At 69.2% G+C, this 25302-nt stretch carries 21 protein-coding genes; 6 read left to right on the top strand and 15 right to left on the bottom strand.

What is annotated here, in order from left to right; all coding sequences use genetic code 11:
* Positions 1-30: 30 nt before the first annotated feature.
* The 6 genes from G531_RS0108095 to miaA form a co-directional block, all read right to left on the bottom strand.
* Positions 31-1977: an ATP-dependent DNA helicase gene (locus G531_RS0108095; protein ID WP_081683959.1), complete on the bottom strand. Its 1947-nt coding sequence runs from the start codon at positions 1975-1977 to the stop codon at positions 31-33.
* Positions 1978-2078: 101 nt separating this feature from the next.
* Positions 2079-3743: an MDR family MFS transporter gene (locus tag G531_RS21330; RefSeq protein WP_051215240.1), complete on the bottom strand. Its 1665-nt coding sequence runs from the start codon at positions 3741-3743 to the stop codon at positions 2079-2081.
* Positions 3744-3772: 29 nt separating this feature from the next.
* The gene (locus tag G531_RS24480; RefSeq protein WP_051215239.1) at positions 3773-4285 is read right to left on the bottom strand and encodes a MarR family winged helix-turn-helix transcriptional regulator; all 513 of its coding nucleotides are present in this window, start codon (positions 4283-4285) and stop codon (positions 3773-3775) included.
* A 111-nt stretch (positions 4286-4396) separates the two neighbouring features.
* On the bottom strand, positions 4397-5887 hold the full coding sequence (gene hflX, locus G531_RS21320) for a GTPase HflX (protein ID WP_081683948.1): 1491 nt from the start codon (positions 5885-5887) through the stop codon (positions 4397-4399).
* Between the two features lie 54 nt (positions 5888-5941).
* Positions 5942-6742, bottom strand: coding sequence for a diaminopimelate epimerase (gene dapF / locus G531_RS0108075; RefSeq protein WP_026926858.1), 801 nt, complete (start codon positions 6740-6742; stop codon positions 5942-5944).
* Positions 6743-6746: 4 nt separating this feature from the next.
* Positions 6747-7664, bottom strand: coding sequence for a tRNA (adenosine(37)-N6)-dimethylallyltransferase MiaA (gene miaA / locus G531_RS0108070; RefSeq protein WP_035758342.1), 918 nt, complete (start codon positions 7662-7664; stop codon positions 6747-6749).
* Positions 7665-7735: 71 nt separating this feature from the next.
* On the opposite strand from miaA, the gene G531_RS27090 reads away from it, so the two are divergent.
* Positions 7736-8137: an antitoxin gene (locus tag G531_RS27090; RefSeq protein ID WP_035758326.1), complete on the top strand. Its 402-nt coding sequence runs from the start codon at positions 7736-7738 to the stop codon at positions 8135-8137.
* 76 nt (positions 8138-8213) lie between these two features.
* Here the strand turns inward: G531_RS27090 and miaB are convergent, their stop codons facing one another.
* Complete coding sequence (gene miaB, locus G531_RS0108055; protein ID WP_026926856.1) at positions 8214-9683, bottom strand: tRNA (N6-isopentenyl adenosine(37)-C2)-methylthiotransferase MiaB; 1470 nt, start codon at positions 9681-9683, stop codon at positions 8214-8216.
* Between the two features lie 98 nt (positions 9684-9781).
* Here miaB and G531_RS0108050 point away from each other — a divergent pair, with 98 nt between their 5' ends.
* From G531_RS0108050 to G531_RS21310, 4 genes are all read left to right on the top strand, one after another.
* Positions 9782-10558 carry an amino acid ABC transporter ATP-binding protein gene (locus tag G531_RS0108050; protein WP_026926855.1) on the top strand — a complete coding sequence of 259 codons (777 nt, stop codon included), beginning with the start codon at positions 9782-9784 and terminating at the stop codon, positions 10556-10558.
* Between the two features lie 104 nt (positions 10559-10662).
* Entirely contained in the window at positions 10663-11505 is an 843-nt protein-coding gene (locus tag G531_RS0108045) for a glutamate ABC transporter substrate-binding protein (protein WP_026926854.1), read from the top strand.
* A 75-nt stretch (positions 11506-11580) separates the two neighbouring features.
* Positions 11581-12270: an amino acid ABC transporter permease gene (locus G531_RS0108040; protein WP_145978652.1), complete on the top strand. Its 690-nt coding sequence runs from the start codon at positions 11581-11583 to the stop codon at positions 12268-12270.
* Positions 12267-13124 carry an amino acid ABC transporter permease gene (locus tag G531_RS21310; RefSeq protein WP_035758325.1) on the top strand — a complete coding sequence of 286 codons (858 nt, stop codon included), beginning with the start codon at positions 12267-12269 and terminating at the stop codon, positions 13122-13124. The genes G531_RS0108040 and G531_RS21310 overlap by 4 nt, the downstream gene beginning before the upstream one ends.
* A gap of 37 nt (positions 13125-13161) precedes the next feature.
* Here the strand turns inward: G531_RS21310 and rny are convergent, their stop codons facing one another.
* The 4 genes from rny to G531_RS0108015 all read right to left on the bottom strand — a co-directional run bounded on the left by rny (position 13162) and on the right by G531_RS0108015 (position 17328).
* On the bottom strand, positions 13162-15069 hold the full coding sequence (rny, locus tag G531_RS0108030; RefSeq protein ID WP_026926852.1) for a ribonuclease Y: 1908 nt from the start codon (positions 15067-15069) through the stop codon (positions 13162-13164).
* A gap of 148 nt (positions 15070-15217) precedes the next feature.
* Positions 15218-15817: a regulatory protein RecX gene (locus tag G531_RS21305; RefSeq protein ID WP_035758323.1), complete on the bottom strand. Its 600-nt coding sequence runs from the start codon at positions 15815-15817 to the stop codon at positions 15218-15220.
* A complete protein-coding gene (gene recA / locus G531_RS0108020; protein ID WP_026926851.1) occupies positions 15814-16869 on the bottom strand; it encodes a recombinase RecA in 1056 nt (351 codons plus the stop codon). The genes G531_RS21305 and recA overlap by 4 nt, the downstream gene beginning before the upstream one ends.
* A gap of 264 nt (positions 16870-17133) precedes the next feature.
* A complete protein-coding gene (locus G531_RS0108015; RefSeq protein WP_026926850.1) occupies positions 17134-17328 on the bottom strand; it encodes a DUF3046 domain-containing protein in 195 nt (64 codons plus the stop codon).
* Positions 17329-17407: 79 nt separating this feature from the next.
* Between G531_RS0108015 and G531_RS0108010 the strand changes: the two genes are divergently transcribed.
* Positions 17408-21775: a DEAD/DEAH box helicase gene (locus G531_RS0108010; RefSeq protein WP_026926849.1), complete on the top strand. Its 4368-nt coding sequence runs from the start codon at positions 17408-17410 to the stop codon at positions 21773-21775.
* Between the two features lie 28 nt (positions 21776-21803).
* Here G531_RS0108010 and G531_RS21300 read toward each other — a convergent pair whose 3' ends face one another.
* From G531_RS21300 to rimO, 4 genes are all read right to left on the bottom strand, one after another.
* The gene (locus G531_RS21300) at positions 21804-22100 is read right to left on the bottom strand and encodes a helix-turn-helix domain-containing protein (protein WP_081683957.1); all 297 of its coding nucleotides are present in this window, start codon (positions 22098-22100) and stop codon (positions 21804-21806) included.
* Between the two features lie 142 nt (positions 22101-22242).
* A complete protein-coding gene (locus G531_RS21295) occupies positions 22243-22752 on the bottom strand; it encodes a CinA family protein (protein ID WP_051215237.1) in 510 nt (169 codons plus the stop codon).
* Entirely contained in the window at positions 22749-23402 is a 654-nt protein-coding gene (gene pgsA, locus G531_RS0107995) for a CDP-diacylglycerol--glycerol-3-phosphate 3-phosphatidyltransferase (protein WP_026926848.1), read from the bottom strand. Before pgsA ends, G531_RS21295 begins: the two co-directional genes overlap by 4 nt.
* On the bottom strand, positions 23399-24829 hold the full coding sequence (gene rimO, locus G531_RS0107990) for a 30S ribosomal protein S12 methylthiotransferase RimO (protein ID WP_051215236.1): 1431 nt from the start codon (positions 24827-24829) through the stop codon (positions 23399-23401). The genes pgsA and rimO overlap by 4 nt, the downstream gene beginning before the upstream one ends.
* Between the last annotated feature and the right edge of the window lie 473 nt (positions 24830-25302).

Genomic DNA, 25302 nt, shown 5'->3' with positions numbered 1-25302 from the left:
GGGCACGCCCCGCGGGGACGCCCGAGTGGGTCAGCCGACCGCGCCGATCAGCCGGCGCAACGCCGAGATCGCCACCGCATGGTCGGTGGTCATCCACATGGCGGGCATCGAGGCCCGCAGGAATCCGCCGTACCGGGCGGTGACCAGGCGCGGATCCAGCACTGCGACCACGCCCCGGTCGGTGTGCCGGCGGATCAGCCGGCCGGCTCCCTGGGCCAGCAGCAGCGCGGCATGGGTCGCCGCGACGCTCATGAAGCCGTTGCCGCCGGCTTCGGCCACCGCCTGCTGCCGGGCCTGCAGCAGCGGGTCGTCGGGACGCGGGAAGGGAATCTTGTCGATGATCACCAGTTGGCAGGTCTCCCCCGGCACGTCCACGCCCTGCCACAGCGATAGCGTCCCGAACAGGCTGGTGCTCGGCTCGGCGATGAAGCGCTTGGTCAGTTCGGGAAGTTGGGCCTCGCCCTGGCACAGCACGCTGAGCTCCGGCAGTTCCGCGCGGACGTGCTCGGCAGCCGCCTGGGCCGAGCGCTGGGAGGCGAACAGGCCGAGCGTACGCCCGCCCGCGGCCGAGACGAGCTCGGTGATCTCGGCCAGGGTGGCCGCCGCGATGCCGTCGCGACCCGGCGGCGGCAGGTGCCGGGCGACATAGCAGATGCCCTGCTTGCCGTAGTCGAACGGGGAACCGACATCCAGACCCCGCCAGCTCACCGCGCCCGGCTCGACCCGTTCCTGCGGCGCCCGGTCGGCCTGCTCGTCGCGGCGCAGCCCGACCGAGCCGGCCACCGCGCCGAAGTCCCCACCCAACTGCAACGTGGCGGAGGTGAGCACGGTGGTCGCGTTGCCGAGCACGTGTTCGCGCATCAGGCCGGCCACGCTCAACGGCGAGACCCGCACCTCACGCCCGGCGCGTTCGCGTTCGGCGATGTAGACCACGTCCAGGTCCGCCAGCCCGGCGAGGCGTTCGGCGACATCGAAGATCTCCTGGACCGCGGCCCCGGCCTGCCGCCGTTCGGGGTCCTCGTCCTTGTGCACCTTGTCGCTGAGTCCCGTCACCGCGCGCCGGGCGATGTCGCGGAGCTGTTCGAAGGCGCGTACCGGCTCGGAATCGTGCTCGGTGACCCGGGCCAGCGGCGCGTTGTCCAGGGCCACCCGGAGCACGTCGCCGGCCTCGAGAAAGTCCAGCGCGACATCGTCCTCGAGCCAGCCCATCGCCCGCCGGGCGACCCGCTCCACCATCATCGGCGACAACTCGGCCGAGGCGGCTCCGGTGACCCGCGAGATCAGCTCATGGGCCTCGTCGATGATCACGGTGTCGTGCTCGGGCAGCGCGGTGTGACCGTGCATCGCGTCGATCGCGAGCAGCGCATGATTGGTGACCACCAGATCCGCCAGCCGCGCCCGGTCCCGCGACGCCTCCACGAAGCATTCCTGCCCGTAGGGGCACCGCTGGGCCCCCAGGCATTCGCGGACCGGGACCGAGACCTGGCTCCAGGCCCGTTGCCCGTGCGGCGGGGCGTCGTCCCGGTCGGCGAGGCCGCCCTCGCTCGCCTGGCTCTCCGCCCACGTGCGCAGCGCCAGTACCTCCGCTCCGAGGGCCGAATCCGCCTCCCCCGCCCCGGTCGCGGCAGCGGGTGCGGCCGGCTGCGCCGGCGCCGGCCCCCACAACGTCTCCTGCTCGGCCACCTGGTCGCGGATCCGGAGCAGACAGGCGTAGTTGCTGCGACCCTTGAGGATCTCGGCCCGGGGCCGCTGCCCGGTGACCTCCTCGACCGCATCCAGGGCCGCCGGGATGTCCTTGTGCGCCAGCTGGGCCTGCAGCGCCAGGGTCGCGGTGGCGACCACGATGCGCTCCTGCGGGTGCTGGACCGCCCGGATCAGCGCCGGGGCCAGGTAGCCCAGGGACTTGCCGGTGCCGGTGCCGGCCTGGATCAGCTGGTGCTGACCGGTGTCCATCGCGGTGGCCACGGCGTCGGCCATCTGCTGCTGCCCCTCGCGCGGACTCCCGCCGATCTCGGCGATCGCTGCCGCAAGGACGTCACGATGGCTGGGCAGGCTGGTCACCGGCACACCTTAGCCGCTCACCCCTGGATTTCCACGGCCTCACCGCGGGTGCGTCCGGTCTTCAGTACCCGTTCCGGCATGAACCACATCAGCACGAAGGTGATCGCGAGGATCACGGTGGCAACGGTGAGGACCAGGCTCATCGAATCGGCGAAGCCGACCAGGAAGGGGTGGGCCAGCCGCGGATCCAGCTGCGACAGGAACGCCGAGTCGTTCAGCACGTTGCTGCCGACCCCGGAGCCGGAGCTCAGCGACTGGATGAGCGTCCGGTTCGCCGGATTGGCCAGCACCGCCGGATCGTGCAGCGCCGCCTGGAACTCCGGCGTCCCCACCGCCGCGGTGAAGGCGCCCGCGATCTTGTCCGGCAGGCTGGAGAACAGCACCGAGAGGAAGACTGCCACCCCGATGGTGCCGCCCATCTGGCGGAAGAAGGTCGCCGCGGAGGTCGCGATGCCCATGTCGCCGCGATCGGCGGCATTCTGCACCGCCAGGGTCAGCGGCTGCATGCAGCCGCCCAGGCCCAGGCCGAACACGAACATGGCCAGCGACAGCCACAGCTGACTGGTGTTCACCTCCATCCGGGACAGCCAGAACGCACCCAGGGTCATCAGCCCGGTACCGATGATCGGGTAGATCTTGTAGTGCCCGGTCCGCGAAATCAGCTGGCCGGACACGATCGAGAAGATCATGATGCCGAGGGTGAGCGGCAGCATCAGCAGGCCGGATTCGATCGGGGTGGCCCCGTGCACGATCTGCATCCACAGCGGCAGCACCACGATGGCGCCGAACATGCCCACGCCGACCAGGAAGCCGAGGACCAGCGGGATGCGGATCGCGGAGTTGGTGAACAGCCGCATCGGCAGCAGCGCCTCCACCCCGGCCCGCCGTTCGGCGACCAGGAAGGCGGCCAGTCCGAGGGCGCCGATGACGTAGCAGAGCACCGCCGGCGCGGAGGCCCAGCCCCACTCCCGGCCCTGTTCGGCCACGATCAGCAGCGGGACCAGGGTGATCATCAGCGTCACCGCACCGGCCCAGTCGATGCGGTGGTTGACCCGCTCCTGGTTCACGTGCAGGTTGCGCCACACCACGAGCAGGGCGACGATGCCGATCGGCACGTTGATCAGGAAGACCCAGCGCCAGCCCGTCACCCCGAGGATGGAGTCGGTCTGGGCGAAGAATCCGCCGATCAGCGGGCCCAGCACACTGGAGGTGCCGAAGACGGCCAGGAAGAAGCCCTGGTACCGGGCCCGGTCCCGGGGTGCGACGATGTCCCCGATGATCGCCATCGCCAGCGACATCAGGCCGCCGGCGCCGATCCCCTGGATCGCCCGGAACGCGGCCAGCATGTACATCGACTGGGACAGCGTGCACAGCATCGAGCCGATCACGAAGATGGTGATCGCGGCGATGAAGAAGCGGCGGCGCCCGTAGATGTCGGACAGCTTCCCGTACAGCGGGGTGGCGATGGTCGAGGTGATCAGGTACGCCGTGGTCACCCAGGCCTGCTGGGACAGGCCGCCGAGGTCGTCGGCGATCGTGCGGATCGCGGTGGCGACGATGTTCTGGTCCAGGGCGGCCAGGAACATGCCCAGCAGCAGGCCGATCAGGATCTTGAGCACCTGATCGTGCGGCGGATATTCGCGCTCGTCCTCGACGGTCGAGCCGGTGGCGGATGCGGACACAAGAATCTCCTGGGACGAGCTGGCCGGGGTCAGCGGTGAGTGATGGTGCCCGAATCGCGCAATTCCTGCAGCAGATCGGGAAGTCGGGTCAGGTCGTCGTTGAGATGACTGAGGGATGTGATGAGGGCCTCGACCTGCTCTGAGGTCCAGCCCCCGAGCAGTTCGGTGAGCAGCGCGGCGATCTGACCGGTGTGGGCGGCGAACTTCTCCCGGCCGGCCGGGGTGATCTCCAACAGGGTCGCCCGACCGTCGCTGGGGTCGGCGGTACGCACGATCGCGCCGGTCCGCACCAGGCTGTCGACCTGCCGCGAGACGGTGGACGGGTCCAGCGCGGTACACCCGGCCAGGTCGGAGGAGCGCATCGGGCCCCGCTTGGTCAGCTGGGCCAGCACCGCGACCCCGTTGTCGGGCAGGGCCGTGCCGAAGCTCTGCTTGGCCAGATGCACCGAGCGCTGGAACCGGATCAGTTCCTGATGCAGCGACCGGAACCGATCTCCGGCGTACGGATCCGCCGCTGGGTCGGCGCCGCTGGCCTGGTTCATGGATCACCTCCGAATTGGTTGCTGAGTGCAACTAAATGCTACGCGCAACTAATTGCGTGACACAAACAACTATTCGCGGATGGCTGCCCCCAGAATTGGGGCCGCGCGGGGCTATTCGGCGTACGGTTCGAATTCGGCCGCAAGCTCGGGATACACCCGGGCAACGACCCGGGTCCCGTCGGCGGTGTGCTCCTGGGTGATGAACTCCCCGGCGCGGTGGATCGCGTCGAGCAGGTCGCCGCGGGCGTACGGGACCAGGGCCCGGATCTCGACCTCCGGTCGCGGGAGCCGCTCCTCCAGCCGGGCGCGCAGCTGCGCGATCCCCTCGCCGGTGCGCGCGGAGACGAACAGCGCCTCGGGATAGTTGGTCCGCAGGGTCTGCAGGATCTCCCCGGCGTGTGCCGGATCCAGCCGGTCGATCTTGTTGAACACCAACTGCTCCGGTACGCCGCCGGCGTCGATGTCGTTGAGCACGTCGCGGACCGCCCGGATCTGCCCGACCGGATCCGGGTCGGCGGCGTCCACCACATGCAGCAGCAGGTCGGCGTCCGCGGACTCCTCGAGCGTGGAGGCGAAGGCTGCCACCAGATCGTGCGGGAGGTGCCGGACGAAGCCCACGGTGTCGGTGAGGGTGAAGATCCGCCCGTCGGCGGTTTCGGTGCGCCGGGTGGTCGGATCCAGGGTGGCGAACAGGGCGTCCTCCACCAGCACCCCGGCTCCGGTGAGGCGGTTCAGCAGGGAGGATTTGCCGGCGTTGGTGTACCCGACGATCGCGATCGAGGGGATCCGGTGCCGCAGTCGCTCGGTGCGCTTGGTCAACCGGGTGGATTCCATGTCCCGGATCCGGCTGCGCAGTTGGGAGATCCGGTGATTGATCCGGCGGCGATCGGTCTCGATCTTGGTCTCGCCGGGACCACGCCCGCCGATCCCCGCGCCCCCGGCGGCCCGGCCACCGGCCTGCCGGGACAGGTTTCCGCCCCAGCCACGCAGGCGCTGCTTCAGGTAGTTCAACTGGGCGAGTTCGACCTGGGCCTTGCCCTCCACGCTCTTGGCGTGCTGCGCGAAGATGTCCAGGATCAGCATGGTCCGGTCGATGACCTTGACCTTGATCCGGTCCTCCAGGTTGCGCAACTGGGCGGCGGTCAACTCACCGTCGCAGATCACGGTGTCGGCGCCGGTGGCCACCACCACCTCGCGTACCTCATCCACCTTGCCGCGACCGATGAAGGTGGCCGGATCCGGATGGGTCCGGCGCTGGACCAGACCGTCGAGGACCTCCGAGCCGGCGGTCTCGGCGAGTTGCTTCAACTCCGTCATCGAGTTGTCGGCGTCGGCCTGGGACCCACTGGTCCAGACCCCGACCAGCACGACGCGCTCCAGTTGCAGGTCGCGGTACTCCACCTCGGAGATGTCGGCCAGCTGGGTCGACATGCCCGCGACGCGACGCAGGGAGAGCCGGTCGGCCAGATCCTGCTGGTCCCCGTCGAAGTCGAGCACCTCGGGGTCCTCGAGGGAGACGTCGGGCTCCTGCGTCGGGTCGGCGGAATCGGCCGGGTCCTCGACATCGTCGGGGAAGTCGGGAAATCGATCAGCAACACTCATGATCCCTCAAGCATTCCACGACGGCCCGAGGGCGGCGAGCGATTTCCGAACTGTTCAGGGCACCAGCACCTCGCCGCGCGCCACGATCACGGCCGGACCGGTCAGGTACGCCTGATCGGCGCCGAACTCGATCTCGACGGTGCCCCCGGGCACATCGATGCGCCAGGGCCGCTCGTCGGTCCCGCCGGCCTGGTGCGCGGCCACGGCAGCGGCGGCCACGGTGCCGGTACCGCAGGACCGGGTCTCCCCCACGCCGCGCTCGAACACCCGCATCCGCAAATGGTGCTCCCCGACGCGTTCGATGAACTCCACGTTGACCCCCTCGGGGAAGCGCTCGGCGGAGTATTCGGGACCCTGCACGAGGTTCAGCTCGGCGACCGAGGCCACGTTGCAGACCGCATGCGGGTTGCCGACGTCGACGCCGACCGCGGCCCAGGACCGCTCCCCCAGCCGCACCGGGGTCGGTTCGGAGTCGACGGTCGGTACGCCCATGCCGACCCGGATCCGACCGTCGGGCAGCAGGGTGACCGTACGCTGTCCGGCCCGGGTGCCGATGGCGAACTCCGACCGGTCGACCAGGCCCTCCTCGTGCAGGAACAGGGTGAACACCCGGACCCCGTTGCCGCACATCTCGGCGATCGAGCCGTCGGCGTTGCGGTAGTCCATGAACCACTGACCGGGGAACTCGGGGGTGTCGTAGGCCACCCGCAGCAGACCGTCCCCGCCGATTCCGGCACGCCGATCACACAGAAAGCGCACTTCCTCGGCGGTGGGATTCACCAGGTTGTCGCGATCCAGCAGGATGACGAAATCATTCTCGGTGCCGTGTCCCTTGGCGAACGACCATCTGCGCATGGGGTCATTCTCCCAGCAGACGCAACACCCGGGCGCAATTGTCCGGGTGTCCGGCGGTGAGCCAGTGGATCCGGTCGTCGCGGCGGTACCAGCCGAGTTGCTTGCGGGCGAAGCGCCGGGTCCCGGCCACCGTCGCCTCCCGGGCCTGCTCCTCGGTGCAGCCGCCGTCCAGGAAGTCCAGTACCTGCCGGTAGCCCAGGGCCCGGGAGGCGGTCCGCCCCTCGCGCAACCCCCGCGCGACCAGGCCCCGGACCTCCTCGACCAGGCCCGCCGCCCACATCCGGTCCACCCGCTCGGCGATCCGCCGGTCCATCAGTTCCCGGTCCAGCGCCAGTCCGATCTGCACCACGCCGGGGAGGGCGTACTCCCACGACGGCAGGGTGGGCACCCAGCGTCCGGTCAGCTGGATCACCTCCAGGGCGCGCACGATCCGGCGGCCGTTGGCCGGCAGCATCTCCGCGGCCGCCGCCGGCGATTGCCGCTGGAGTTCGCGATACAGCTCGGCGCTGCCCCGGCGCTCCAGTTCCGCCTCCCAGTACGCCCGGACCTGGGGATCGGTGCCGGGAAACTCGAACCGGTCGACGATGGCCCGGGTGTACAGCGCCGACCCGCCGACCAGGATCGGCAGCACTCCCCGCCGGTGGCAGTCCGCGATCGCCGCTCGCGCCAGGTCCTGGAAGTGAGCGACCGTGGCCGTCTCGGTGATCTCGAGGATGTCGATCAGGTGGTGGCGTACGCGGGCCCGCTCGGCCGGACTCGGCTTGGCGGTACCGATATCCATCCCCCGGTAGACCAGCATCGAATCGGCGTTCACGATCTCGGCCGGCTGCCCCGTTTCGGCCAGCGCCTCGGCGACCTGGATCGCCAGCGCGGTCTTGCCGCTCGCGGTGGGGCCGACGAAAACAAGGGTCCGGGGGGTCATGGACCCAGTGTGCCGGGTTCGATATGAATTGAGGTGTCCGATCACCCCCGATCCGAAAGGAATGATCAGACATGGGCATTTTCGACAAGGCGAAGGACCTGGCCGGTCAGCACGCTGAGCAGGCTGACGGCCTCGTGGACAAGGCCGGCGACATGCTGGATGAGAAGACCGGTGGCAAGTTCGCCGGTCAGGTGAACCAGGGCCAGGACATGCTGAAGGGTCAGTACGGCGATCAGAGCCGCAACCAGCCGCAGGCCGAGGCTCCGGCCCAGGAGGCCCCGGTCGAGCAGCAGCAGGCCGAGCAGCCGCAGGAGCAGTGGCAGCAGGAAGGTCAGCAGCAGGAGGGCCAGCCGCAGGAGCAGTGGCAGCAGGAGGGCCAGCAGCAGGGCCAGGAGCAGCAGTGGCAGCAGGAAGGCCAGCAGCAGGGCCAGGAGCAGCAGTGGCAGCAGCCTGAGGGCGAGCAGCAGGCCTGATCCGCGCGCAAGCCTGACGAACCACCGGCCCGTGGGACCGGTGGTTCGTTGTTTTCCGGGTGAGCCGGGGCGCGGGTCAGCCGCGCACGGCCGGCAGGCCCAGGGACACCCCCGCCGGGGCCGGCGGCGCTTCGGTGCGGGCCTGCCAGGCGTCCCCACCGCGGGTACGCCGCAGCCCGGTGATGCCACCGTCGGCGGTCAGGTGGTGCGGGGCGGCGTGATCGACCAGCGCGAAGGCGATGTCACCGGGCCGGGGGCGGTCGGCGGGGTCCTCGGGGACCCGCACGTGCACCAGCCGGTTGTCCCGGGCCCGGCCGGACATCCGGGCGGTGGCGGCGTCCTTGCGCCCCTCCGACTCGGCGAACAGCACTTCGACCTGCTGGCCGACCAGGGATCGGTTCTCCGCCCAGGCGATCTCATCGACCAAGGGCACCAGCCGCTGATAGCGCTCGGTGACAACCTCGTGCGGCACCTGATCCGGCATGGTGGCGGCCGGCGTCCCGGGTCGGATCGAGTACTGGAAGGTGAACGCCCCGCTGAACCGGGCGGCGCGCACGACGTCCATGGTCGCGGCGAAATCCTCCTCGGTCTCCCCGGGAAAACCGACGATGATGTCGGTGGTGATGGCTGCCCGGGGCATCGCGGCCCGGACCCGGTCGAGGATGCCGAGGAACTTCTCGCTGCGATAGGAGCGGCGCATCTCGCGCAGGATCCGATCCGAGCCCGACTGCAGCGGCATGTGCAGGTTCGGCATCACGTTCGGGGTCTGCGCCATCGCCTCGATCACGTCGTCGGTGAAGGCGGCCGGATGCGGGGAGGTGAAACGGACCCGCTCCAGCCCGTCGATCTCGCCACAGGCCCGCAGCAGTTTGCCGAAGGCCTGTCGATCGCCGAACTCGACCCCGTAGGAGTTGACGTTCTGGCCGAGCAGGGTGATCTCCTGCACGCCCTGGTCGACCAGGGTCCGGATCTCCCGCAGGATGTCCCCGGGGCGCCGGTCGGTCTCCTTGCCCCGCAGCGACGGGACGATACAGAAGGTGCAGGTGTTGTTGCAGCCGACCGAGATCGACACCCAGGCCGAGTATGCGGAATCCCGCCGGGTGGGCAGGTTCGACGGGAACTTCTCCAGGGTTTCCTTGATCTCGATCTGGGCCTGCTCGGCGATCCGGGCCCGTTCCAGCAGCACCGGCAACGACCCGAGATTGTTGGTCCCGAACACCGCATCCACCCAGGGCGCCCGGCGTACCACCGTGTCCCGGTCCTTCTGGGCCATGCACCCGCCCACCGCGATCTGCATGCCGGGGCGCTCCGCCTTCACCGAGGCCAGGTGGCCCAGGTTGCCGTAGAGCCGGTTGTCGGCGTTCTCGCGGACCGCGCAGGTGTTGAAGACAACGACGTCGGCGGTCTCCCCCGCGGCGACCGGGACATATCCGGCCTCCTCGAGGACGCCGCCGATGCGTTCGGAGTCGTGGACATTCATCTGGCAGCCGTAGGTGCGTACTTCGAAGCTGCGCGGCATCTCGCCGCTGGTGGGGGTCTGGACCATAGCGGATCAAGGGTACCTGAGGGTCTCCCAGCGGGAAGTAACACAATCTCCATCGAATGTCATATCCCGGTAGCACAGGATCGTTTACTGTTCGGTATATGACCCTCGGCGATCAAGAGACCGCGACGGCGCCCAAGGCGAAGGACCTGGTAGTTCTCAAGGATGTGAACAAGCACTTCGGCCCGTTGCATGTACTGCAGAACATCAACCTGTCGATCGGGCGGGGCGAGGTGATTGTCGTCGTCGGACCCTCGGGTTCGGGCAAATCCACGCTCTGCCGCACGATCAACCGGCTGGAGACGATCGACTCCGGCGAGATCCGGATCGACGGCAAGGTGCTGCCCAGCGAGGGGGCGGCCCTGGCGAAGCTTCGTGCCGACGTCGGGATGGTGTTCCAGTCATTCAACCTGTTCGCCCACAAATCGGTCCGCGACAATGTCACCCTCGGCCCCCGAAAGGTACGCAAACTCTCCGCCGCGGCAGCGAAGGAAAAGGCGGAAAAGCTGCTCGACCGGGTCGGGGTCGGCAATCAGGCCGACAAGTACCCGGCTCAGTTGTCCGGTGGCCAGCAGCAGCGCGTCGCGATCGCCCGGGCGCTGGCCATGGACCCGAAGGTCATGCTGTTCGACGAGCCGACCTCCGCGCTGGACCCGGAAATGGTCAACGAGGTCCTCGACGTCATGGTGGACCTTGCCCGCGGCGGCATGACGATGGTCGTGGTCACCCACGAGATGGGGTTCGCCCGCAAGGCGGCCGATCGGGTGGTCTTCATGGCCGATGGGCAGATCGTGGAGGAGAACGATCCGGACTCCTTCTTCGATGCCCCGCAGAGCGCCCGCGCCAAGGACTTCCTCAGCAAGATCCTGCATCACTGACTCCGACGCCGGCGGCGAGCCTGCCCCGGCACACAACTTCACAGGCATCACCAAGACTGGATGCACCACTCACGGCCGACCGGCCGCCTAGGGAAGGAAAATCAATGAAGATCAAGTCAGTCGCGGCTCTCACGGCGTCGCTGGCGCTGGTCATGGCCGCCTCCGGGTGTGTCGCCGGCCAGTCGGGTACCTCGTCCGGCCAGAGCAGCCAGGGGGGTGGCTCGATCAAGATCGGGATCAAGTTCGACCAGCCGGGCCTGGGCCAGAAGGTCGGCAACGACTACCAGGGCTTCGACGTCGAGGTCGCCAAGTACGTCGCCAAGGACCTGGGCTACACCAACATCGAATGGGTCGAGACCCCGTCGGCGACCCGGGAGACCGCGATTCAGGGTGGCCAGGTGCAGCTGATCTTCGCCACCTACTCCATCACCGACACCCGCAAGGAGAAGGTGTCCTTCGGTGGGCCGTACTTCGTGGCCGGCCAGGACCTGCTGATCCGTTCCGACGACAGCTCGATCACCGGACCGGAGACCCTGAACGGGAAGAAGCTGTGCTCGGTGGTCGGCTCGACCTCGGCGCAGAAGCTGAAGGACCAGTACGCCCAGGGCGCCCAGCTGCAGGAGTACGACACCTACTCCAAGTGTGTGGAGGCGCTGGCCTCGAAGACGATCGACGCGGTCAGCACCGATGACGTGATCCTGGCCGGCTATGCGGCGCAGCCCAACTACCAGGGCAAGCTGAAGGTCGTCGGGGCCCCGTTCACCACCGAGAAGTACGGCGTGGGCCTGAAGAAGGGCGACACCGCGCTGTGCCAGAAGGTGAACGCCGCGATCACCAAGATGATCGACGACGGTTCCTGGGAGAAGGCGCTGACCCAGACCGTGGGCGCCTCCGGGTTCTCCTACAACAAGGAGACCAACCCGCCGAAGCCGGACACCTGCTCCTGATTCGTCGGATCCGATTCACTCCAGGGGACCGGTCGGCGCCGGCGCCGGCCGGTCCCCCCTTTCGGAAGGACCACCGTGGAAGGATTCCTGGAACTCCTCCAGAACCCCCAGTACAACGTCCTGGCTGCGTTCGGGATGACGCTGGTGCTGACGATCCTGTCGGCGATCGGAGCCCTCATCCTCGGTCTGATCGTGGCCGTGCTCCGGGTCAGCCCGGTCGGGATTCTGCGCATGTTCGGCGGGCTCTACGTCACCCTCATCCGCAACACGCCGCTCACGCTGATCGTGGTGCTGTGCGGGTTCGGTCTGTTGAACCTGATGGGCGTACGCCTGCTGCCCGCCTCGGCTCCCCTGGCGTGGCAGAACATCGCCTGGGCGGTGGTGGCCCTGTCGGTGTACCACGCGACCTTCGTGGCTGAGGCGATCCGCAGCGGGATCAACACCGTTCCGGTCGGCCAGGCCGAGGCCGCCCGGGCGATCGGGCTGAACTTCGGGCAGACGCTGGGGCAGGTGGTGCTGCCCCAGGCGTTTCGCGGGGCGATCGCACCGCTGGGCAACACCCTGATCGCGCTGACGAAGAACACCACGGTGTGTGCGGCCATCGGCATCGCCGAGGCGAGCTTCATGATGCGGAACATGATCGAGTTCAACCCGAACTACATCTTCGCGATCTTCGCGATCGTGGCGATCGGCTTCGTCATCCTGACCCTGCCGCCGGGGTTGGTGTTCACGCACTACTCGCGGAAGCTGACGGTGCAGCGATGAGCCAGGCGAACGTCCTCTTCGACGCCCCCGGGCCGAAGACTCTGGTCCGCAACCGGATCATCGGTGTCATCGCGGTGACGATCCTGCTGGTCCTGATCGGCCTGCTGTTCTGGGGGTTGCGGGGCCAGTTCACCGTGGACAAGGTGGCGATCCTGTTCCAGCCGATCACCTGGACCTCGTCGATCATTCCGGGCCTGATCAATACCCTGCAGGCGGCGGAGATCTCGATCGTGACCGCTCTGGTGCTCGGCATCCTGCTCGGCGTGGGCCGGCTGTCGGACCTTGCTCCGGTGCGCTGGCTGTGCTCGCTGATCGTCGAGTTCTTCCGGGCGGTACCGGTGCTGGTGATGATGATCTTCACCTACCAGCTGATCATTCAGGTGCTCCTGCCGTTGGGTCTGGTGATCGACAGTGCGGTGATCTCGCTGACCTCGGTGGTGGTCGGGCTGACGCTGTACAACGCGGCCGTGATCGCCGAACTGCTGCGCTCGGGGATGCATGCTCTGCCGAAGGGTCAGCGGGAAGCGGGCCTGGCGATCGGGCTGAGCAGCAGCCAGACCCGGTGGGCGATCCTGTTGCCCCAGGCGATCACCGCGATGCTGCCGTCGTTGGTGAGCCAGTTGGTGGTCGTGCTGAAGGACTCCGCCCTCGGTTCGATCGTGCTCTACCCGGAGTTGCTGCGCTCGATGAACACCCTGGCCTCCAACAACGGCAACACCGTGGCCGCGCTGACGCTGGGTGCGTTGCTCTACATCATCATCAACTTCGGCCTGACCAACTTCGCCGGCTTCGTGGAGAAGAAGGCGTCGCGGCGGACGGCCGGACGGATAGCCCGGGTGGCGCGCAAGGCCTGATCGCTCCCGCCCCGCCCGGACGCGCGGGACGCAATCCTCAGTGCGCGATCTCGGTGGCCCGGGACTCCCGGATCACCGTCACCCGGATCTGTCCGGGATAGGTGAGTTCCTGTTCGATCTGCTTGGCGATGTCGCGGGCGATCACTTGCGCGCCGATCTCGTCGACGTCCTCGGGGGCCACCATCACCCGGACCTCGCGGCCGGCCTGCATCGCGAATGCCTTCTCCACCCCCCGGTGGTCGGTGGCGATCTCCTCGATCCGCTCCAGGCGCTCCACGTAGCTCTCCAGGGACTCCCGGCGGGCTCCCGGTCGGCTGCCGGAGATCGCGTCGCACGCCTGGGTGAGGATGGCCTCCACGGTGTGCGGCTCGACCTCGTTGTGGTGCGCCTCCACCGCGTGCACGATGTCGGGGTCCTCCCCGTACTTGCGCAGCAGGTTCGCTCCGACGATGGCATGGGTACCGGGCACCTTGTGGGTCAGCGCCTTGCCGATGTCGTGCAGGAACGCGGCGCGTTTGCACTGGTCGACATCGAGGCCGAGCTCCCCGGCCATCAGGCCGGCCAGGTGGGCGCACTCGACCAGGTGGCGCAGCACGTTCTGGCCGTAGGAGGTCCGATATTGCAGGGAGCCCAGGATCGGCATCAGATCCGGAGCCAGCGGGACGATCCCGGCGGTGGCACAGGCATCCTCGGCGGCTTCCAGGCAGCGTTCCTCGATCCGTCGTACCGCTCGCTCGTACGCCTCCTCGATCCGGACGGGCTGGATCCGGCCGTCGTTGATCAGATCGGTCAGCGCGAGGCGGGCGGTCTCCCGGCGTACCGGGTCGAAGCAGGAGATGAGCACGGTGCCGGGGGTGTCGTCGATCATCACGTTGACCCCGGTGATCTGTTCGAACGCCCGGATATTGCGACCCTCCCGACCAATGATGCGGCCCTTCATGTCGTCGCTGGGAAGTTCGACGGTGCTGACCACCGACTCGGCGGTCTGCTCGCTGGCCAGGCGCTGGATCGCCTCGACGATGATCTTGCGGGCCCGGGACTCCCCTTCGCGGCGGGCGGTGGTCTCGATCTCCCGGGTGATCACCACCGAGTGCCGGTCGGCTTCGTCGCGGGCGGCATCGATCAGCTCGGTGCGGGCCTCGTCCACCGACAGCCCCCCGATCCGTTCCAGTTCCGCCCGGTGGTGGTCGGTGGCCCGGCCGATCTCGGCTTCGTGGAGCGACAGGTCCCGGCCGCGGCGGTCGAGTTCGCCCAGCAGCCCGGTGACCCGGAGCTGCTCGGCCTCGAGCCGGTCCTCGCGACCGGTCAGCCGGTCGTCGCGTCGGTCCTGATCCTGGCGGATCCGGCGCAGTTCGGCCCGCTCGGCGTCGATCTCGGCCCGCAGCCGCTCCTGGGTGACTGCGAACTCATCGGCCCGGGAGCGCAGTACCGCCTCCTGCGACTGCACCTCCTCGTGGCGGGCATCCAGCTGGCGTCCACGGTCGTCCAGTTCCCGGGCGCGGGTTGCCAACCGGTCGGTCCGGGCCGTCAGGTCGGCGTCCCGGGTGGCGAGCTCGGCGTCCCGGGCCGTCAGGTCGGCGTCCCGGGTGGCGAGTTCCGTGTCCCGACCAGCCAGCTCGGCATCCCGGGCCGTCAACTCCGTATCCCGACCGGCCAGCTCGCGCTGCGTGTCGGTCAGCCGGGCCCGGTCGGCGTCCAACTCTCCCCGCAGTCGCTGCAGGGTTGCTTCCTCGGCGCGCAGTCGCTCCCACTCGGCGTCGAGATCGGTGCGGATCCGCTGGACCACCGCTTCGGCCCGGGCGGATTCCTCCGCCGTCGCGATCGCGCCGGCCGCCGAGTTCGCTGACTCGGTGCGAGGACGACGGCGCAGCAGCACGGCGAGCCCGGTGATCCCGAGAACCAGGACCACCAGAACCGTGAGCAACAGCGCCTCGGTGACGTTCATCAGATCTCCCGCATCTTCCGCGGCCACTGGGGTGTACGCGGGCCCGCGAACTCTCCGCAGTTATCGAACCTACCGCACCGGGCGTGCTGACGGTCCGGGTCGGATCGGTTCGGGCGACCGCAGCCGGCGCAGGCCGAGGGGAGCATCCTCAGGGCAGGTCGTCGGCCCAGTCCGCCTCCTCGGCATCGCTTGGCCCGGCCTCGGTCGGCTCGCTCCCGGCGACCGGGCCGGCCTCAGCCATTGCTTCGGCCACCGCGCGACGCGTCGTCTCGGCGCTGAATCCCCGGCGGGCCAGGGCTCCGGCCAGTCGGCGCTGGATCACCGGCTCCGCCAGGGCATGCATGGAGCGAAGCTTGCGCCGGGCGAGATCGAGCGCCGCGGCGTACTCATCGTCGGTCGACACCGCCGCGACCGCGCTGTCGATCACCTCGGTCTCGACCCCTTTGCGGCGCAGTTCCTGGGTCAGCGCCCGGCGGGACAGATTGCGTCGCTGCTGCCGGGAGGTCACCCACCCGGCAGCGAAGTCGGCGTCATCGACCAGCCCGACCTCCTCGAACCGATCCAGCAGCTGCGCGGCCACCTCGGGGGTGATGCCTTTGCGTTGCAGCACGGCCGCCAGTTCGCTGCGGGTGCGTGCGCGCAGGCTCAACTGCTGCAGGACCACCTCACGGGCCCGCTCCAGCTCCTCGAAGTCGGTCGGGCCGGAGTCGGCCTGCGCGGACTCGCCCCGGTCGGATCGGGAACTCAAAAGTCGATCTCCCCGGTCTCCGGATTGACTCCGGCCGGCACCTCCTCGCCGGCCGGCTTGGCGCCGATTCCGAGCTTCGCCTTGATCTTGAGCTCGATCTCGTCGGCAATGTCCGGGTGGGCCTTGAGGTAGTTGCGGGCGTTCTCCTTGCCCTGACCCAACTGGTCACCCTCGTAGGTGTACCAGGCGCCGGCCTTGCGAATGATGGCCGAGTCGACCCCCATGTCGATCAGGGAGCCTTCCCGGGAGATGCCCTCGCCGTACAGGATGTCGAACTCGGCCTGCTTGAACGGCGGGGCCACCTTGTTCTTGACGACCTTGACCCGGGTGCGGTTGCCGACCATGTCGGTGCCGTCCTTGAGCGTCTCGATGCGGCGCACATCGAGCCGGACCGAGGAGTAGAACTTCAGCGCCCGCCCACCGGTGGTGGTCTCCGGGTTGCCGAACATGACGCCGATCTTCTCGCGCAGCTGGTTGATGAAGATTGCCGTCGTGCCCGCGTTGCTCAGCGCGCCGGTCATCTTGCGCAGGGCCTGGCTCATCAGCCGGGCCTGCAGACCCACATGGGAGTCGCCCATCTCGCCCTCGATCTCCGCGCGCGGGGTCAGCGCCGCCACCGAGTCGATCACGATCATCGCCAGGGCGCCGGAGCGGACCAGCATGTCGGCGATCTCCAGCGCCTGTTCGCCGTTGTCGGGCTGGGAGACCAGGAGGGAGTCGGTGTCGACGCCGAGGGCCTTGGCGTACTCCGGATCCAGCGCGTGCTCGGCATCGATGAAGGCGCAGATGCCGCCGGCGGCCTGGGCGTTGGCGATCGCATGCAGCGCGACGGTGGTCTTACCGCTGGATTCCGGCCCGTAGATCTCCACCACCCGGCCACGGGGCAACCCGCCGATGCCGAGGGCGATGTCGAGGGCCACCGATCCGGTCGGGATCGCGGCGATAGGTTGGCGGGTCTCATCCCCCAACCGCATGATCGAGCCCTTGCCATGCTGCTTTTCGATTTGGGCGAGAGCTGCCTGGAGAGCCTTCTCGCGGTCTGCTACGGCCATCGTGGGTCCTTTCGCGGGGGTGGAAGTCTGGCGGCGTCGGTTACCTGTGGAAGTCATCACCGGAAACATAGACGTGCGCAACGACAATTCTTCAACGCAATCGCACGGGTGTGGACAGAACTTCGGGTGGACCGCGGGCTGTGGATATCGACGGCGACCGTGCAGACGGATCCGGCGCCCCGGCACCGGTGCCCGGTGGGCAGGTACGAACGACTCATGCAGCCCAGACTACGCGAACGCGTGTTCGAATGAAGCCGACACGCCTTATCGTTCGGAGGCGGGCAATTCGAGCGCCGACCAGACCGCACGCCAGACCAGTTTCGCCGGGACGCCGGCCGCGAGCGCCTCCAGCACGGTCCGTCCGGACAGGTCCGCGAGCACCTGCTGATCGGCCCACACCCGGGCGTACCCGGATCCCAGATGCCGGTCCAGCCGGGCCCACAGTTCAGTCTCACGCACGCAGGAATGGTAGGTCAGCTGAGCAATCGGCGAGACCGGCGGACAAAAACTGTCAGTGGCAGCGAGCACAATGATGGACATGCCCCGATCGCGCCCGCCCGCCCCGACCGATGATCCCCTGGCGGGTTTCTCCGCGGCCACCCGGGCCTGGTTCGAGGACTCCTTCGCCGAGCCCACCCGGGCCCAACGGTTGGCCTGGGCGGCGATCGGCGCCGGCGAACACGCGCTGGTCATCGCCCCGACCGGGTCCGGCAAAACCCTGGCGGCCTTCCTCTCGGCGCTGGATCGACTCATCAGTACGCCGGGGCAGGGCACCCGGGTGCTGTACGTCTCCCCTCTCAAGGCCCTCGGGGTGGATGTGGAGCGCAATCTCCGGGCCCCGCTGCAGGGCATCACCCGGGCCGCCGAACGCCTGGGAGAACCGGCGGTGAGCGTACGGACCGCCATCCGCTCCGGCGACACGGCCGCCTCCGAGCGCCGACGCCTGATCAGCCGGCCGCCCGACATCCTGATCACCACCCCGGAGTCCCTGTTCCTCATGCTCACCTCCCAGGCGCGCGAAACGCTGCGCACCGTCGAGGTGGTGATCCTCGATGAGATCCACGTCCTGGCCGGCAGCAAACGCGGGGCCCACCTGTCGTTGTCCCTGGAACGACTGCAGGAACTGACCGGTTCGGCACCACAACGCATCGGGCTGTCGGCAACGGTTCGGCCGCCGGACCGGGTGGCGCGTTTCCTGGCCGGAGATGCCCCGGTGCGGATCGTCACACCCGAGTCGGCCAAGCAATGGGATCTGGGCATCCGGGTCCCGGTCGAGGAGTACGGCGAGGACACCGTCTGGCCGGCGCTGGAGGGCGAGATTCTTGACATTGTCCAAGCGCACCGCTCCACCATCGTGTTCGCCAACTCCCGCCGGGTCGCCGAACGCCTCACCGCCCACCTCAACGAGCAGCATGCCGAGCGCCTCGGGCTGTCCCCCGAGGATCCGGTCCCGGTGCTGGCCCGGGCCCATCACGGTTCGGTGGCCAAGGAGCAGCGGGCACACACCGAGGCGGAGCTGAAAGCCGGCCGGTTGCCGTGCGTGGTGGCCACCTCGAGTCTGGAGCTGGGCATCGATATGGGCGCGGTCGATGTGGTGGTCCAGGTGGCCAGTCCGCCCTCGGTGGCCAGTGGCCTGCAGCGGATCGGGCGGGCCGGGCACCAGGTCGGGGCGGTCTCGACGGGGGTGTTCCTGCCGACGCACCGCGGCGACCTGATCGAGACCGTGGTGGTCGCCGACCGGATGCGGGCCGGGCGGATCGAGGAGATCGCCGAGTTGCACAATCCGCTGGATGTGCTGGCCCAACAACTGGTCGCCATGGTCGCCATGGAGGACTGGGAGGTCGACCGGGCGTACGCCCTGGTACGGCGCAGCGCCCAGTTCGCGACGCTGACCAGAGCCCTGTTCGAGGCGGTCGTGGACATGCTGGCCGGCCGCTATCCCGCCGAGGATTTCGGGGAGCTGCGCCCCCGGCTGGTCTGGGACCGCTCCACCGGCGTGCTCCGCGCGCGGCCGGGTGCCGCCCGACTCGCGGTGACCTCCGGGGGGACCATTCCGGATCGCGGCCTGTTCGGGGTGTTCCTGGCCGGAGACGGGCCGGCCCGCCGGGTCGGTGAACTCGATGAGGAGATGGTCTATGAGTCCCGGGTCGGCGATGTGTTCGCCCTGGGCACCTCCACCTGGCGGATCGAGGAGATCACCCACGACCAGGTGCGGGTCTCGCCGGCCCCCGGGGTCCCGGCCAAGCTGCCGTTCTGGCACGGCGACCAACAGGGCCGACCCGCCGAACTCGGCGAGGCGTTCGGTGCCTTCGTCCGCGCCTACGATCCGGCCGCCGAGTTGCCCGGGCTGGACGCCTCGGCCCGGACGAACCTGACCGCCTACCTCGCCGAGCAGCGCGCGGCGACCGGGGTCCTGCCGACCGACACCACGATCGTGCTGGAACGCTTCCGCGACGAGTTGGGCGATTGGCGGGTCTGCGTGCACAGCGCGCTCGGGAGCCCGGTCCTCGCCGCCTGGGCACTGGCGATCGAGCGTCGCGCCCGGGAACGGTACGGCAGCCAGGCCCAGGCCACCGCCACCAACGACGGCATCATTCTGCGGATCCCCGATACCGAGTCCGCGCCACCGGGGGTCGAACTGATCTCGTTCACCGCCGAGGAGATCACCACCGAGATCCTGGCCGAACTGGGCGGCTCGGCCCTGTTCGCGGCCCGGTTCCGCGAGTGTGCGGCCCGCGCGCTGCTGCTGCCCAAGCGGGACCCGCGCCGCCGGGCGCCCCTGTGGCAGCAACGGATGCGCTCTGCGCAGCTGCTGGCGGTCGCGGCCCGGTTCCCGGAGTTTCCGATCATGCTCGAGACCACCCGGGAATGTCTCCATGATGTGTTCGACCTGCCCGGGCTGACCCGGGTGCTGGACGCGGTGGCCCAGCGGCGGACGGCACTGGTGGAGGTGGAGACGGCCACCCCGTCCCCGTTCGCGAAGTCGCTGCTGTTCAGCTACATCGGCGAGTTCATCTACAACGCCGACTCTCCCCTGGCCGAGCAGCGTGCCGCGGGATTGAACCTCGATTCCGGGCTGCTGGCCGAACTGCTCGGCATCGATGGCGCCGCGCAACTGCTGGATGCCGACGTGGTCGCCGAGGTCGAGGCGGAGTTGCAGGCGCGCACCGAGCATCGGCGGGCCCGGGCGCCGGAACAGGTGGTCGAGTTGATCCGGACGATCGGACCACTGAGTGCCGCGGAGGTCGCCGAACGGTGCACCGAGATCGATCCGGCCGCCACCGTTGCCGCGCTCATTGCCGAGCGTCGGATCGCCGAGGTCCGCATCGCCGGTACGCCGCGCTACGCGGTGGTGGAGGATCTGGCCCGGTTGCGGGACGGCCTGGGCGTACCGGTCCCGCCCGGCTTCGCGGCCGAGGCCAGCGGCAGCGCCGAACCGATCCGCGATCTGGTGCTGCGCTGGGGGCGCTGTCACGGCCCGTTCGCGGCCCGCGATGTGGCGGCGCGCTACGGGCTCGGGGTCGCGGTGGTGGAGCGTACCCTCGGCGACCTGATCCAGGACGGCACCCTGGTGCGCGGAGACTTCACCCAACTGCGTGCCGGCGCCCGCCAGGTCGACGCGCGCGTGCTGAGCCTGATCAAACGCCGCACCTTGGCCCGGCTGCGCCGGGCGGTGGAACCGGTCGATCAGGCCCAGTACGCCGCCTTCCTCACCCAATGGCAGTCGGTAACCGGCCCGGCCACCGAACCCGAACTCGTCGGGTTCGACGGGGTGCTCACCGCCGTGGAGCAACTCGCCGGCTATCCGATCCCGGCCAGCATGCTGGAAACGATCGTGCTGCCGTGTCGGGTCGCCGCGTACGCTCCCACGCTGCTCGATGAGCTGCTGGCCTCCGGGGAGGTCACCTGGTCGGGTGCCGGCGCCCTCGGCGAGGGCGACGGCTGGGTCCGGCTGTGGCCCGGCGACCTGGTGCCCGACCTGGATCCGGAGGTGGAACTCTCCCCCGCCGCGACCGAACTCGCCACCGCGCTCGGCGCCGGGGGCGGCTGGTTCCTCAGTGATCTGCTCACCCGGGTCGAGACCACCCGCAGCACCGCCGACTGGGAGGCCGCGCTGTGGGAGTTGATCTGGGCCGGCCGGATCCGCAGTGACACGTTTGCTCCGGTGCGGTCCCGGGTCACCGCCGGGGTCGTGCGTACGCCGCGGCGCCCCCGACCCAGGCGACGCAGTGGCATGCTCCGGGTGCCGCACCGAGTTCCGGCCACCACCACTGGGCGCTGGTCACTGATCGAGCCGACCTCACCGGAGCAGGCCTTCACCGAGCGACTCCTGGTGCAACTGGATCGTCATGGGGTGCTCACCCGGGGCGCAGTGCTGAGCGAACGGCCCGATGAGTCCTTTTCTGCCACCTATCGAGCCTTGAGCCGGCTGGAGGAGGCGGGTCAATGCCTGCGCGGCTACTTCATCGACGGTCTGGGCGCAGCCCAGTTCGCCACCGCGGCCACGGTGGATCGACTGCGCGCGGTCGAGCGCGGCGGCACCGTCGTGCTGGCCGCCACCGATCCGGCCAATCCCTACGGGGCGGCGCTGGGCTGGCCGCCCCGCGAGGGGCACCGTCCGGGCCGTAAACCCGGCGCCCTGGTCGTGCTGACCGACGGGGACCTCGCGGTCTACCTGGAGCGCGGCGGGCACACCATGTTGACCTTCACCGACGAGCAACCACTGCTGCGCCGGGCGCTGGAAGCCCTGGCCGGCGGCGTACGGCGCGGCTGGTTCGGGGCCGGCCTGACCATCGAACGCTGCAACGGGGAACCGATCCTCGGCCCGGCCGGAGCCGAGGTCGGCGAACTGCTGACCGGGACCGGATTCTCGATGACGCCGCAGGGTTATCGGCTGCGGGCGTGACCCGGGTGCGTTGCGTCGCGGGGTCGCCTCAGGCGGCGGCGGTGACGGCGAAGGCGTCGGCCAGCGACACCGGAGCGACGGCCTCTTCGTGCTCGGCCAGCTTGGTGCTGACCGTGCCGAGCAGCACCGACAGGGGCATGTCCAGGGAGCCACAAATGGCGGCAAGAAGTTCGCTGGATGCTTCCTTCTGACCACGCTCGACCTCGGAGAGGTAGCCCAGCGACACCCGGGCCGACGCCGAAACTTGCCGCAACGTCTTCCCCTGGGCCGCGCGCTCCTCGCGCAGGGTCTCACCGAGCACCTCACGCATCAGCACCGATTTCACCGACCCTCCCTCGATCATGGGTTGACTCTACCCAACAGGCGGTGTCCAAAACAGCCCATATAACAGTGTGGTCACAGGCAATTTCCTGATCGGACCGTACGCTGCCGGCGCACCGCCCGCCTCAACCACGGCGGAGGCTCCGCTATTCCCGCCCGCCCGGGCCCGGGGCCGTCACCAGGGCGTACGCCCGGTGCAGCGCGGCCGTGACCGCTGCGGCCCGGATCGCGGCCCGGTCCCCGCTCAGGGTGAGCAATTCGCTGCCCGCCCCGGCGGCGTCGGACCAGCCGAGCCAGACCGTGCCGGCCGGATAGCCCTCCTGGGGATCCGGTCCGGCGACTCCGGAGAGACTGAGGCCGATCGTGGCCCCACAGACCTGGGCAGTGTGCCGGGCCAGGGCTTCCACGGTGGGCGCGCTGACCGCCCCCGCCGTGTCCAGCGTCGCTGCCGGGACGCCGCCGAGGGTGTGTTTGAGGTCGGTCGCGTAGGTGATCAGTCCCCCGCGGTACACCAGCGAGGCCCCCGGCACCGCGGTGATCGTCGCGCCCAGCAGTCCTCCGGTCAGCGATTCGGCGGTGGCGATGGTGCGGCCGCGCGCGGTCGCCGCGGCGATCAGGTCCGCACCGAGCGTCCCCACCTCCACCGGTGCGGTCATGCCCGCGCTTCCGGCTGCTTCCGGTTCATCCGCGCGGTCGAGACGACGTAGTCGATTCCGCTGACGATCGTCATCACGAACGCCGCCGCCATCACCAGCCAGGAGAACAGTTCCGGAATCACCGACCAGGACAGCGGATCGCCCCAGACATAGCCCGGCAGCGGCAGCGTGTACAGCACGATCGCCACCGACTGCAGCAGGGTCTTCGCCTTGCCGCCCTTGTTCGCGGCGAGCACGATGCCGCGACGCAACAGCAGGAAGCGCAGCAGGGTGATGCCCCACTCGCGGATCAGGATCAGGATGGTCACGATCCACGGAAGCTCGCCCAGGATGCTGAATCCGACCAGCGCCATCCCGGTGATCGCCTTGTCCGCGAACGGGTCGGCGATCTTGCCGAAGCTGGTGACCAGGTTGTACCGGCGCGCCCACCACCCGTCGACGGTGTCGGTGAGAATCCCGATGATGAACACGACGGTGGTCCAGATCCGCCACGTCGGGTCGTCGGGGTGGGACAGCAGCATCCAGCCGTACAGCGGGACGAACAGGATGCGGATCCCGGTCAGTACGTTCGGGACGTTCCAGTTCGACGGCTTCGGCTGAGTGTCCGGGTGGGCGGCCTCCGTCCCGCCGGCCTCGTTGGTTCCGCTCATCGCACCTGCTCCACTTCCAGGTCGACGCCGAACGCGCCGGTGACGACGGCATCGATGATGTCGCCCTCGCGCACCGTGGCCCCGCCGACCACTTCACAGCTGCCGTCCACTTCGGGTCCCTGATGTTCGGCGCGTCCGGTGATCACGCCGTCGTCATCGATTTCCTCGATCAGCACCCGGACCTGTTCGCCGAGTCGTTCCTCGGCGCGCTGGCTGAGCAACTGCTCGACCAGATCGGCGAGGTCGGCGCGGTGTTCCTCGATCTCCTCCTCGGTCAGGTGATCGGGCAGCCGCACGGCCTCGGTGCCCTCCTCGTCGGAGTAGCCGAAGATGCCGACGGCGTCCAGCCGGGCCTCGGTGAGGAAGTCGCGCAGGATCTGCCGGTCCTGGTCGGTCTCGCCGGGGAAGCCGACGATGAAGTTGCTCCGGACGCCGGCCCGGGGGCTGAGGTTTCGAATCTGCTCCAGCAGGCCCAGGAACTGTTCGGCATCCCCGAAGCGCCGCATCCGCCGCAGCACCGAACCGGAGGCGTGCTGGAAGGACAGATCGAAGTAGGGCACGACCTTGTCCAGCTCGACCATGGTCTCGATCAGGCCGGGGCGGATCTCCGCGGGCTGCAGGTAGGAGACCCGGATCCACTCCAGGCCGTCGATCTGGTTCATCTCGGTCAGCAGCGTCTCCAGCAGCCGGATGTCGCCGAGGTCCTTGCCGTAGGAGGAGGAGTTCTCGCTGACCAGGAACAGCTCCTTGACCCCCTGGCTGACCAGCCATCGCGCCTCGTCGAGGATCTCCGACGGACGCCGGGACAGGTAGGAGCCACGGAAAGTCGGAATGGCGCAGAAGGCGCAGCGTCGATCGCAGCCGGAGGCGAGTTTCAGCGGGGCGTACGGGCCGGAGTCCAGCCGCTTGCGGATCGTGTCGGCATGCCCGGGCAGGATCAGCCCACTGCCCTGGCGCTGGACCGGGCTGAGCGGGAGCAGCTTGCGCCGGTCGCCGGGGGTGTGCGCCGCGGGGCGCTCCCCGTGCAGGATGCCCTGCAGTTTGCTCGCGATGTCGACATAGGAGTCGAAACCGAGGACCGCGTCGGTCTCGGTCAGCGACTCGGCCAGTTCGCTGCCGTACCGCTCGGCCAGGCAACCCACCGCGACGACGGCCCGGGCCTTGCCGGTCTCCTTGAGATCCGCGGCCGAGAGCAGGGTGTTGATCGAGTCCGCCTTGGCGGCCTCAATGAATCCACAGGTGTTCACCACCACCGCGTCGGCGTCCTCGGGCTGCTCGACCAGGCGGAAACCGCCGTCGGCGAGCCGGCCGGCCAGTTCCTCGGAGTCGACCTCGTTGCGGGCGCAGCCGAGGGTGACCAGGTGCACCGCGGTCAGCGAATCCGCCGCGGGGCCGGGTTTGGTATCGGTGATCTGTTGTGGAGTCATAGGGTTCCAGTATCGCCTGACGGGCCCCAAAATGCCCTACCGGCGTTCCGGTCGAGCCGGACCGGTTCGTCCGGCGTCACGCCGGTCAGGCAGCGTCCGCCGGTGGTACCCAGCTTCGGTGCGCCCGGACGCTGCATTACCCAGACGTACGCTGCATTACCAGACGTACGCTGACCGCGCGGCGAGGGAGTTGCGGGTACCACCGGGTGCGAGCCGGAACCAAGGGCGGCAGCCGGGGGCCGATCGAGCAGCGACGGTTCATGCGATGCCGGCGCCGCCCAGTGGCTGCCCGGCGAAGGACCCACCAAACAGCGAAGATTCAGCCCCGGGAGCGAGGTCACCAGTGCTCGCTCCCCACCACGAACCCTCGCTCCTCCCCGACCGGGACCTACCGGATCAGGGTGGTGTGCCGCCGGGCGAGGGACGCGTCCCGAACAACACCGGTTCTCGGCCGTAGAGCGACGGTTCATGCG

The sequence above is a fragment of the Granulicoccus phenolivorans DSM 17626 = NBRC 107789 = JCM 15570 genome, assembly GCF_000423085.1.
Lineage (GTDB): Bacteria > Actinomycetota > Actinomycetes > Propionibacteriales > Propionibacteriaceae > Granulicoccus > Granulicoccus phenolivorans.
The sequence above is the reverse complement of the archived record's forward strand: the minus strand, read 5'-3'. Positions and strand labels throughout refer to the sequence as shown.